This window comes from Brachyspira pilosicoli (assembly GCF_019402445.1).
In the GTDB taxonomy this organism is placed as follows: domain Bacteria; phylum Spirochaetota; class Brachyspiria; order Brachyspirales; family Brachyspiraceae; genus Brachyspira; species Brachyspira pilosicoli_B.
In genome coordinates this window covers 1-11988 of the sequence record NZ_SRZM01000250.1, presented here as the reverse complement: position 1 = coordinate 11988, position 11988 = coordinate 1, and the positions used below count along the sequence as shown (strand labels likewise).

At 25.4% G+C, this 11988-nt stretch carries 10 protein-coding genes and 1 tRNA gene; 7 read left to right on the top strand and 4 right to left on the bottom strand.

Features of this window, described 5'->3' with window-relative positions; all coding sequences use genetic code 11:
* Together E6A48_RS08395 and E6A48_RS08390 are read left to right on the top strand one after the other, a co-directional pair.
* On the top strand, positions 1–909 hold a 909-nt coding region (locus E6A48_RS08395), incomplete at its 5' end, for a restriction endonuclease (protein ID WP_219709663.1).
* A gap of 33 nt (positions 910–942) precedes the next feature.
* A complete protein-coding gene (locus E6A48_RS08390; protein WP_219709662.1) occupies positions 943–2616 on the top strand; it encodes a restriction endonuclease in 1674 nt (557 codons plus the stop codon).
* A gap of 4 nt (positions 2617–2620) precedes the next feature.
* Here the strand turns inward: E6A48_RS08390 and ade are convergent, their stop codons facing one another.
* The 3 genes from ade to gatB all read right to left on the bottom strand — a co-directional run bounded on the left by ade (position 2621) and on the right by gatB (position 7662).
* Positions 2621–4351 (bottom strand): adenine deaminase, encoded by a 1731-nt coding sequence (ade, locus tag E6A48_RS08385; RefSeq protein WP_219709661.1) that lies wholly within the window; start codon positions 4349–4351, stop codon positions 2621–2623.
* 64 nt (positions 4352–4415) lie between these two features.
* Positions 4416–6137 carry a DUF262 domain-containing protein gene (locus E6A48_RS08380; protein ID WP_219709659.1) on the bottom strand — a complete coding sequence of 574 codons (1722 nt, stop codon included), beginning with the start codon at positions 6135–6137 and terminating at the stop codon, positions 4416–4418.
* A gap of 73 nt (positions 6138–6210) precedes the next feature.
* Positions 6211–7662 (bottom strand): Asp-tRNA(Asn)/Glu-tRNA(Gln) amidotransferase subunit GatB, encoded by a 1452-nt coding sequence (gatB, locus tag E6A48_RS08375; RefSeq protein WP_014932514.1) that lies wholly within the window; start codon positions 7660–7662, stop codon positions 6211–6213.
* Positions 7663–7810: 148 nt separating this feature from the next.
* On the opposite strand from gatB, the gene E6A48_RS08370 reads away from it, so the two are divergent.
* From E6A48_RS08370 to thiL, 4 genes are all read left to right on the top strand, one after another.
* A tRNA-Thr gene (locus E6A48_RS08370) sits at positions 7811–7883 on the top strand.
* Positions 7884–7908: 25 nt separating this feature from the next.
* On the top strand, positions 7909–8625 hold the full coding sequence (locus E6A48_RS08365) for a DNA-methyltransferase (protein ID WP_219709657.1): 717 nt from the start codon (positions 7909–7911) through the stop codon (positions 8623–8625).
* Positions 8585–9157 (top strand): hypothetical protein, encoded by a 573-nt coding sequence (locus tag E6A48_RS08360; protein WP_219709656.1) that lies wholly within the window; start codon positions 8585–8587, stop codon positions 9155–9157. The genes E6A48_RS08365 and E6A48_RS08360 overlap by 41 nt, the downstream gene beginning before the upstream one ends.
* Before the next feature lie 6 nt (positions 9158–9163).
* The gene (gene thiL / locus E6A48_RS08355) at positions 9164–10120 is read left to right on the top strand and encodes a thiamine-phosphate kinase (protein ID WP_219709654.1); all 957 of its coding nucleotides are present in this window, start codon (positions 9164–9166) and stop codon (positions 10118–10120) included.
* On the opposite strand, the gene E6A48_RS08350 is transcribed toward thiL, so the two are convergent.
* Complete coding sequence (locus E6A48_RS08350; protein ID WP_219709652.1) at positions 10117–11223, bottom strand: glycosyltransferase family 2 protein; 1107 nt, start codon at positions 11221–11223, stop codon at positions 10117–10119. The genes thiL and E6A48_RS08350 overlap by 4 nt on opposite strands.
* A 129-nt stretch (positions 11224–11352) precedes the next feature.
* Between E6A48_RS08350 and E6A48_RS08345 the strand changes: the two genes are divergently transcribed.
* Positions 11353–11988, top strand: a 636-nt coding sequence (locus E6A48_RS08345) for an NAD-dependent epimerase/dehydratase family protein (RefSeq protein WP_219709650.1), incomplete at its 3' end; no start/stop codon positions are given.

Sequence of the window (11988 nt, the reverse complement as noted above, 5' to 3'; positions counted from 1 at the left end):
GATGATAATAAAAAATTTACTGAAGTATACAATAAATTAATAGATATGTATAAAATTAATAATGAATCTATAGACTTAGCTGATTTAATATTTGATTATGGATTTTATAGTTATTTTTTAAAAGATATAAAATCCTCTATTAAATATTTTGATACAATAAAATCTTTCAATATGGAACTATATAGTGTTTTTAATATAGGTGATATATTAGAATATTTAAGAAATGTAGAAATAGCTAACTCGCAATTAACTAAGCTTTATGAAGAAAAAAAGATATACGACTCAAAATATAAAAATGATAACTTTGAAAACTATATTAGAAAAGACTATATAGATAATTGGGAAAGAGCTATTAGTTTATGGGAAAGTTCATTCATACATTTAGATTATATATCTAATCTAGTAGAAGTAAAAAAAACTATGAATATAGAAGAAGTATTGAAAGAATTTCAACTATATGATTTGCCAAATTACAATATACAAGACCATCAAAAAACTCCTATACATTCGAATAAAATTGATAAAATATTTAGTTTAAGTTTTTCAGATTTTAAAAAGATTTGTCAAAATATAATATTATCAAAGCTTTCTTACACTATAGTACAGGAATATATAGATAATGCTGATAAAATAAAAGGAGATGAGATAGACTATTTAGCATATAACAATAAAATGGCAAGAGTTGAACTTACTTTAATATCTTTTAGAAGATGGAATAAAGTAGATATAGGTGAATTAAGTATTAGAGATTTCTTTATGAAAGTACAAGAGTCTGGTGCTAAAAATGGAATATTAATTGTTCCTGCAGAATTAACTAAAAGTGCTAGAAGTTATGTTTCTCATAATGAAAGCATTACTGTATATTCTAAACATCAATTTAGTAATTTACTTAAAGGAGAAATATTCTAAAACAATAATTTTTATACTTTTAGGATTTATTTTATGGAAAATATATATATATATGTTTTTATATTTCTATTAATATTATTATTTATAATAGCTTTATATTTATTTATAAATAATAATATTTATAAAAAAAATAGTCAGTCTGTTAAAAATATTATTGCTGAGTTAAATAAAAAATTATTAAAAAACCCAAATGATTATAATACTATTTATAAATTAGCATTAATTAAAGATGAAAGCGGAGATATTCTTGACGCTTTAAAAAAGTATGAGTTTCTTATTTCTGTTAATTATTTTAATGATAATGAAAAAACTAAAATATACAAGAGAATGGAGAACATATGCACTGAATTAGATTATAAAGAAGAAGCTTTTAAATATGATGTAATTATTACAAATCTAGAACCAAGTAATATACTTTATTTAATAAAAGTGGCTTACACATTATTTAATGAAAAAAAATATCAATTTGCATGTAATTACTTTAATAAGGCTATTATGTCTAGAAGAGAGTTTAATATAGATGAACTTAAAGCTGCTATATATTCTTATTATAATATAAAAAACTATGAAAGAACAATAACTTTTTTAGAAGATTTAGACAAAAGAATAAACAGAGATTCTATTAATTTACAAAATGAATTAATAGAAATTAGAAAGACTTTAATATCTATGTATTTATTTACTGATAAACTTCAATATGCTAGTGAATACATAGAACAACTTTTAATGGATACTAATAATTTAGAGAGAAGTTTATTAATTTATTATAATAGAATGTATTTATTTGTATTACATAAATTAGGAGATAAAAAAAGATTCAAAGAGATATATAGAAAAATAAAATCAACATTAAAAACTGATGAATTAGAAGCTATAAATGAAGAGTTAATTTTTGATTTTGGATTTTACTCTTATTTTTTAGGATACATAGATGAGGCTATAAAATATTTTGAAATAATTAATAAATTTAATTCTAATATATCAAAAATATATAAAATAAATGAAGTTTTAGGATATTTATATCAAGTTTATAGGGCTCATTTGCAAGTAAATAGAGGAAATCGTAAATTAGATAATATTTATGAACATGAATATTATGAAGATTATGTACAAAAAGAAAATCTTAATGAGTGGGAAAACACTGTAGAGATTTGGGAAAATAGTTTTACAAATTTTGAATACATAAATACTTTAGCACCAAAAAATAATGAAAACTCAATAGACGTAGATAATATATTATTAAATTTAAAAATAACTCATAATATTAAATTTGATAATAAAACAAGAAGTACACATAATAACTCTAATAATAATATCGTAGATAAAATATATAATTTAACTTTTAATGATTTTAAAAAATTATGTAAAAATATAATAACTAATAAACTTTCTTATACTATAGTACAAGAGTTTATAGATAACCCTGATGATAACATAGATGAAATAGACTATTTAGCATATGATAGTGAAGTTGGTAAATATAATTTAACATTTATTTCTATTAAGCGATGGCAAAACACAAATGTTGGGGAATTGATATTAAGAGATTTTATTGTAAAAGTAAAAGATTCTGGTGCTAAAAGAGGAGTATTAATAGTACCTGTAGAATTAACAAGTAGTGCAAAAAGTTATGCTGTACATAGTGAAATTGTTACAATCTATTCTAGAAATCAATTAAACAACTTATTAAAAGGAGAAATTTTTTAAATAATTAAGCACTTACATCTATAAAATTAAACTCTTTAACATCAAATAGACCGCTAGTTGTGAGTTTAATTTCTGGTATAACAGGAAGTGCCATAAATGATAAAGTCATAAACGGGTCTATTTCTCTGTTTACATTAAGTTCATTGTATGCTAATTCATGCATAGAATATATTTTTTTTACTATATCTTTAGGTGCTTCATCTGACATAATGCCTGCTATTTTTAATTGTAATGTATCAAGGACTTTTCCATTTTTTACAACTGTTATTCCGCCTGAACTTTTTTCTATTTCTTTTATTGCAAGTATTATATCTTCATCATTATCACCTACTGCTATTATATTATGAGAGTCATGAGAAACACTTGTAGCAATAGCACCATTTTTTAATTTATAATTTTCTATTAATCCTAAACCTATTTTTCCTGTTGCCTTATGCCTTTCTACAACAACCAATTTTAATATATCAACACTTTTCCTATATCTAAAATAACCATTTTCAAATCCTACTATCCTTACACTTTTCTCTGTAACTAAATCTTTATTAACTATTCTTATAACATTAGCCTCATCAGATTTTAATTTTATTTGTATATCATTAACTGTAATAGGTGCTATATTTATAGTATTAAAAATATTATTATTATAATTATCTTTTTCTACTTTAAATAAAGACTTTCCATTTTCTGCAACTAATTTTCCATCTATAAAAACTTTATTAGCTTTAAAATCTTTTAAATCATCAAATAAAACAATATCAGCCTTATATCCTGAAGCAACTAAACCAATATTTTTAAGTCTGTAACATTCAGCAGCATTAATCGTAGCCATAGCAATTGCATTAAATACATCAAGCCCAAGCTCTACTGCTATTTTTAAATTATGAGATATATGTCCGTTTTCAATAATATGGTCCAAATGCTTATCATCAGTACACATTGCACATCTTCTAGCATTACTTTGATTAACTCCCTGTAAGAGTGAAGCTAAATTCTGTGCAGCAGAACCTTGCCTTAAAAGCACATACATTCCATTAGCTATTCTTGACTTCAAATCTTTAGCAGATACGCATTCATGGTCAGTATAAACTCCAGCAGCCCTATAAGCATTTACTGTCTTTCCTCCAAGCATTACACCATGACCATCTATAATCTTATCTGCATTGATTGCTGCAAGTAATTTTTTAAGCACATCTTTATCAAGAGATAATACACCCGGAGCATTCATCATCTCGGCAAGACCAAATATATCTTCATCGTTTATAAACTCTTCTATTATTTTAGAATCAAGTACAGCTCCAGAATCTTCAAAACTAACAGCAGGCACGCATGAAGAAAGCATAAACTTACATTTTAATGGGCTTTTTTTGGAAGAATTAATCATAAACTTAATACCCTCAATACCGCATACATTGGCAATCTCATGAGGGTCTGTTACAATTAAAGTGGTGCCAAAAGGAATAACAACTTCTGCAAAATTTGCTGGTGCACATAAAGATGATTCTATATGAACATGTGAATCTATTAAACCACTAGTAGCATAAGAACCTTTAGCATCAATAACTTCTTTTGCATTATAAGAACCCACCCCAACAATATAATCATCAACAATAGCAATATCCGCATCAGTAATAGTTGACGAAATTGGGTCTACTACCTTACAATTTCTTATCACCAAATCAGCTAAAACCTTTCCGCTTGATACTTCAATCATCTTTGATAATTTTTCTATAGTCATTAATCGTCCTTATAATTAATATATATTTTAAATATAGTAAATTATAAGTATATTTTCAAATTTCTTAATTATAATAATTAATATCTATATATTCACAAAAATCTTTTATTAACTCTTCAGTTCTTAACGCTATTTTCTCATCTGACCATAGATTTTCTTTTGAAAGTTCAGGTGTATACATAAATAATTTGTTATTATATATTTTAATTTTTTTATCTATATCATTACTTGCCTGTATGTTAGATCTTTTATCAAGTAATGTTAAATTTCCTAATTTATGTTTAAAATCTTCTGAGCAATTTATCCACTCGTCCTCTTTTGGATTTTGAGGGTATATATGCTCTATTGTGGATTTAAGAGGTGTAAAAGCTATATCTATAGTATTTTCTAAAGTTTCTAATAACGGTTTATTAAATAAAAAATACAATAATGCACGCCCCCATTTTAAATTATAAAAATTAGATATTCTTAAAGTATTACAAACTCCTTTAGATAATATTTCTAAAGTTTTACCATCATGCGTAATAACTCTTGGCTCTAATTTTATAATTTCATCTATAGAATTATTATCACTTTTTATAACTCTTAAAATAGAAAAATTAAAAGATTTTATTTTTTCTATTGTATAACCATTTACTAGATGCAGCCAATGCCATTTAACTAAAAATTTAGCAATATACATAATATCATCATCACTATATTTTTTAAACTTCATAGTTATAAGTAAAGGAATCCAAGTATATGCATTTTTACCCATTATTAACAAATGTCTCAAGCACCAAATATAAGCATTTCTCATATTCATAATATACTCATAAGAAGATATAAAATTCTCAAATTCTATTATAGCACCCCATTTATCTCTATTTCTCCATAATTCTCTAATATTTTCATCGCTTGTACCTTTAATACTATCAGGTTTGTACATAGTGATGTAATATTTAAATAAAGACTCCAATGATGTATTTAATTCAGATGATTTTTGTTCTAAAAGTTTCCATTTAGATTCAAAATCTTTATGTCTGTTAATATTCAAATCGTACATCATTTCTGCTTTAATAATATCTGTAGAATTTAACTCAAGACCTCTTGTATTTAAAACAGAAAATATTTTTAAAGCACTGCTCCTAGATGAAGTTTCAACTTTTACAAATTCTATATTTGATAAAACAAAATTTATAAATTTTATAATATCAAAATTAGCAGAATACTCTTTTTTTAAATCATCATAAAATTCTTTTAATAAATTATAATTTTTATATATTAAAATTTTATCATCTATTTTATTTAAATCTTCATCTGAAAGCAAATCAACTATATAAGATGAATCATTTGATTTCTCAGACATAATTTTAGATATTTCTTTTTTCTTTGCCCATAAGCAGTTTTTTAAAAATATGTTTAATTCTGAAATAATTTCCCGCTCATCTTCTGTATAATTAGTAATATTAGAAAAACAGTTTTTATTAAAATCTTTCTGTATCACTTTTAAAAATAAAATAAATGTCGTTAACCTTTGCTGACCATCTATTACATTATGCTTATTATTATCTTTCTCATCTACTACAGTTATTATCGAACCAAAAAAATAATTATTATTATACCCATTTATATATGCATCATATGCTTCAAATATATCATTTATAAATTCGCTTATATTATCTTTTTTCCAAGAGTAGTCCCTTTGATATAAAGGTATAGAATAGTAAAAATTATTATTAGAATTACTTGATAATAATTCAATCAAACTTAGATGTGTTACACTTTTTATCATATTATTATTCATAATAACCACCAAAAAATATAAAGCCTAACTATTATTTAATAGCTAGGCTTATTTCTATTTAATATAGTTTCAATTATTCGCTTAAAATTTTTCTTAATACTTCATTAACAAGTTTAGGGTTACCTTGACCTTTAGTGGCCTTCATTGTTTGACCTACTAAGAATCCGAATGATTTTTCTTTACCTGCTTTGAAGTCTGCTACTGATTTAGGATTTTCTTCTAAAACTTTTCTTATGATTGCTTCAAGCTCACCAGTATCACTAACTTGTTTGATACCTTTTTTCTCAACTATAGCGGAAGGAGCCTCTCCTGTTTCACACATATCCTCAAAAATCTCTTTTGCTATTTTACCGCTTATAACATTTTCATCTATAAGTTTAAATATTTCAGCAATATGTTCTGGTTTTGGTTTGAAATCTTTTATAGTTTGAAGTTTTTTATTTAAGTATGCATTAACTTCTACCATTATCCAGTTGCTTATTTTCTTAGGCTGTTTAGGATAAGCTTTTACTGCTGCCTCATAATAATCAGCCAATGCTGCATCTTCTGTAAGTACAACTATATCCTGATCTGGCAAATCATAATCTTTTTTAAGTCTTTCGCGTTTTTGCTGAGGAAGTTCTGGAAGCTCTTTTTTAGCCTGTTCAATTTCTTCATCTTTAAGAACTAAAAGAGGTATATCTGGGTCTGGGAAATATCTATAATCTGCAGCACCCTCTTTTGAACGCATTCCTTTAGTAGTGTTCTCTTTGGCATCATAAAGTCTAGTTTCTTGTAAGATTTTCTCTCCATTGTTAAGAGCTTTTATCTGACGCTTAATCTCATAGTCAATAGCAAGTCTTACATTTCTAAAACTGTTCATATTTTTTACTTCAGTTTTAGTGCCAAGTTCTTTGCTTCCTTTAGGACGTATAGAAACGTTAGCATCGCATCTTAAAGAACCCTCTTCCATATTACAATCAGAAACATCAATATATTTAAATATTTTTTTAAGCTCTGTTAAATATTGATAAGCTTCTTCACCTGTAGAAATATCAGGCTCGCTTACACATTCAATCAAACAGCAACCTGCACGGTTTAAGTCTACATAGCTTAAAGGTCTTCCTGTATCATCATGCACAAGTTTACCAGCATCTTCTTCCATATGTATTCTGTTTATTCTTATACTTTTATTGTAAGAAGAACCATCTTCATTAAGTACAGTAATATCGAGATGACCTTCAGTACAAATAGGTTCGTCCATTTGAGTAATCTGATAGTAAGAAGGCAAATCTGGGTAGAAATAATGTTTTCTAGCGAATCTGCTTTTCTTTTGAATAGTACAGTTAGTAGCAAGTCCTGCTTTAATAGTTTTATGCACCATTTCTTTATTGACTATAGGCAAAGTACCAGGGTGAGCCTGACATCTTGGACAAGTAAGAGTGTTTGCAGGAGCACCGAAAGTGTTTGGGCATGAACAGAATGCTTTTGTTTTAGTGTTAAGCTGAACATGCACTTCTAATCCTATGACTGCTTCATATTCCATATTTATTAATCCTAATTTTAAAATTATTATTTGTTATATTTTATACGAATTTAATTTTTTTTCAATATATTAAAAAATTATTTAGTTTAATTCGCTAAGTTTCAGCAAAATTGACAAAGCATATAATACTGTTATAATTATAAAAAATGCCAACCTAGCTCAGTTGGTAGAGCAACGCATTCGTAATGCGTGGGTCGTGGGTTCGATTCCCATGGTTGGCTTTTTTAATATTTATAAGGTAGTATTGTGAAACTAATAAATGATGACTGTTTTAATATTTTAAAAGATATTAACAATGAAATTGATTTAATTCTAACAGACCCTCCTTATACTATATCTAAAGACACTGGGTTTATGAATGTAAAAAAAGGAGTAAAAAGATTTGCTGTAAGTATGGATTTTGGAGAGTGGGACAAGGCAATAATAGATTTAGATGTTTTATGCAAAACTTTTTTTAATACTTTAAAAAAAGGCGGGTCTGCTATAATATTTTACGATATATGGAAAATAACCATTTTAAAAGAAGCTATGGAAAAAGCAGGATTTAGAATGATTAGGCTCATTATATGGGAGAAAACCAACCCTGTTCCTTTAAATAGTAAAAGAACTTATTTAACTAATAGCAGAGAGATAGCAATATATGGTGTTAAAGGGAATAACCCTACATTTAATTCAGAATATGATAATGGCATATATAAATATCCAATAGAACATATAAAAAATAGAATACACCCTACACAAAAACCTTTAAAATTAATAGAAGATTTAATAATAAAACATTCAAATATAAATGATACAATATTAGACCCTTTTATGGGTAGCGGTACAACAGGTGTAGCTTCTCTAAATTGTGATAGAAATTTTATAGGTATAGAAAAAGATCAAACATATTTTAAACATGCCGAAGAAAGGATAAAAAATTATGTTGAAAACAAAAAAAGAATTATTTTTGGAATTAGCTAAACCAGATGAAGATGGTTTTTCAAGAATAGTACATATTGATGAATTTATAGGGGTATATGCATCATTACAAATGGGAAATGGAGGAGATTGGTGCCGAGATGATGGAACTTTGGGAAAAGAATTTAATATAAAAAGAGTAAAAGAAAAAGGTAAAATTGTAGGAGTGGCTTTAGAAGGTAGAAAGAAAAATCCTGTTTATAGAACAATAGATAAAAAAATTAAAGATATAATAAAAAAACAAAGATGCGTTGTACTTTACACAGGAGAAGTAGAAGTTGATCATAAAGATGGAAGATATGATAATATATCAAAACATACACAAAAATTAGAAGATTTTCAGCCTTTATCAAAAGCAGCAAATAATGCCAAAAGGCAGCATTGTAAAAATTGTAAGGATACAGGATTAAGATTTGATGCTAAAAATCTTGGATATTCTAAATCTGTTTTAAAAGGTTCTTTAGAATATAATGGTTCTTGTATAGGTTGCTATTGGTATGATCCTAAAAAATTTAATGAAGAAATAAGTAAATGAGTAAAGATGAAAGAATTTGAACTTATAGAAAAAATAAAACAACTATCAAAAAATTTTAATAAAACTTCAAATATCAATATTGGTGATGACTGTGCTGTATTAAAAAATCTTAGCGATAAAAAAGATATTCTTGTAACAACAGATATATTAGTTGAAAATATACATTTTAGCCTTAAATATTATTCTTTTTATGATGTTGGTTATAAATCGGCACAAGTTAATATTAGTGACATTATATGTAAGGGTGCTTTTCCTAAAAGTGTGTTTGTATCATTATCTATACCAAAAAACATTACAGAAGAAAATATATTGAAGTGGTATGAGGGTTTTTTAGATGCATGCAAACCTCTTAGTATAGAAATTGCAGGAGGCGATACCACTAGTTCAAATAATGATTTCTTTATATCTATAACATTAATAGGTGAAATAGAAAAAGATAAAGCAATACTTAGAAGCACAGCAAAAGACAATGACAATATTTATGTTTTAGGCATTGTTGGTGAAAGTGACCTAGGATTAAAAAAACTATTATCTGGAAACTATAGTTATGATGATGAAAGTGTAAAAACTCATTTAAGACCAAAACTTTTCTTTAATGAATGGCAAGAAATAATAAAAAAATACAAAATAAACTCATCTATAGATATTAGTGATGGACTATTACAAGATTTATCTCATATAGCAGAAAAGTCTAATTTGTATGCTAAAGTATTTGAAGACTCTAATTGGCATAAGGTTAATAGATTTTTTAATGATAATAACAACAAAGAAGTATTAAACTCAATACTTACAGGTGGAGAAGATTATGCTGTGTTATTTACAACTCAGTACAATATAGAAGAAAAAGATAATCTTATAAAAATAGGTAAAATAACATCATTAAAAGAAGATAATAGAGTTTCGTTTATAGATAAAAATAATAAAACAGTAAATTTTAAATACACAGGATATACTCATATTTAAAACTTGCTATTAGCAATTTTATCTAAAGCATATTTTTTGTACTTCTCTCTAAGCGTAATAGAAGGTATCCACCAAGCAACAGAAAACACTTTTTTCTTTATAGATTCTATTTTGTCTATATAAACATTATAATCATCATAAGTTTTCATTATATAAACATTATAAGAATAGAAGGCATGTTTTTTTCTATCTATTTCAACATCAAGTTTTTTCATTAGATTATGACAAAGTTTATAAAACTCATTTTTATTTTCTGCTTTATAATTATTAAAAGTGTGAAGCAAAGAAAAGAAATTATGATAATTACAATCTATTAAAAGTTCTTTTTTATTTTCTTTATAGTAATTAAAAATATTTTCAAATACTTCTAATATTGCTAAAGGCATATTTTTTGTATGTGCAATATTTCCTATTAAAGAAGTACTTCTTTGTAAATAATAATATTTAGCATTATTATTATAACACATTTGTGGATTATGTACTAAAAATCTATAAAACATATCTGCATCTTCAGCAAGTCTGAATTTAGAATATAGCAATTTATGTTCAGTTAAAAAATTTTTCTTATACAATTTATTCCAAGCAACAACTAATGGATATTCTGGAGTATTTTCTTTTTCTTCAGTATTAACATTAAAATTACTAATACCTTCAATATAAGAGTTTTTAAATTTATTCTTCCAAATCTTTATTCTATTGTGATAATAAGGTTTTATATTGTTACTAGCTTCATTAACGGTATATATATTATTTGTAAAAACTATATCAGCATTATATTTAATAGCTGTATTATATAACTCTTCAATAAAATTATCAGATACAAAATCATCAGAATCTATAAAAGAAACATACTCTCCATTACTTTCTAATAAACCACTATTTCTTGCAAATCCTAATCCCTGATTTTCTTTATGACTAATAAGCTTTACTCTACTATCTTTATTTACATATTCTTTAATAATACTTTCGGAATTATCAAGAGAACAATCATTCACACAAATTATTTCTATATCTTTTAATGTTTGGTTAATAATACTATCTAAACATTTTTTTACATATTTTTCCACATTATAAATTGGTACAACGACAGAAACTTTTGGCATAAAAATAACCCTAATAATTTTATTAATTAAATTATACACTAATTATAAAAATAATATATACAAAATTTGATTTATATATATAAAAAGTATATCATACTAAATATATAATTTTTTATTAAAGAGTATATTATGATATTAATAACAGGCGGAGCTGGATTTATAGGCTCACATATAGCAGATATATTAATACAAAATAATTATAAAGTTATTATCGCTGATAATTTATCTACAGGTAAAAAAGAAAATATAAACAATAAAGCTCTTTTCTATAATATAGACATAAAAAATTATAATGACCTAGAAGCTATATTTAATAATAATAAAATAGAATATATAATACATTTAGCAGCACAAGTATCAGTACCAAATTCTATAAGAAACCCTATTAATGATGCTAATGAAAATATAATAGCAACTCTTAATATAATAGAACTATCAAAAAAATATAATATAAAAAAAATTATAGCAAGTTCAAGTGCAGCTGTATATGGCATTCCTAAAAAACTTCCAATAGATGAATTGCATAATACTGTTCCTATTTCATATTATGGCTTATCTAAACTTACTATGGAAAAATATTTAATATTATCAAATTTAAATTATATAATTTGCAGATTTTCAAATGTTTACGGACCAAGACAGACACCGCATGGAGAAGCTGGAGTAATTTCAATATTTATGGATAATGCAATCAATAACAAAGATTTAAATATATTTGGAAATGGAAAACAGACTAGAGATTTTATATATGTTGAAGATATAGCT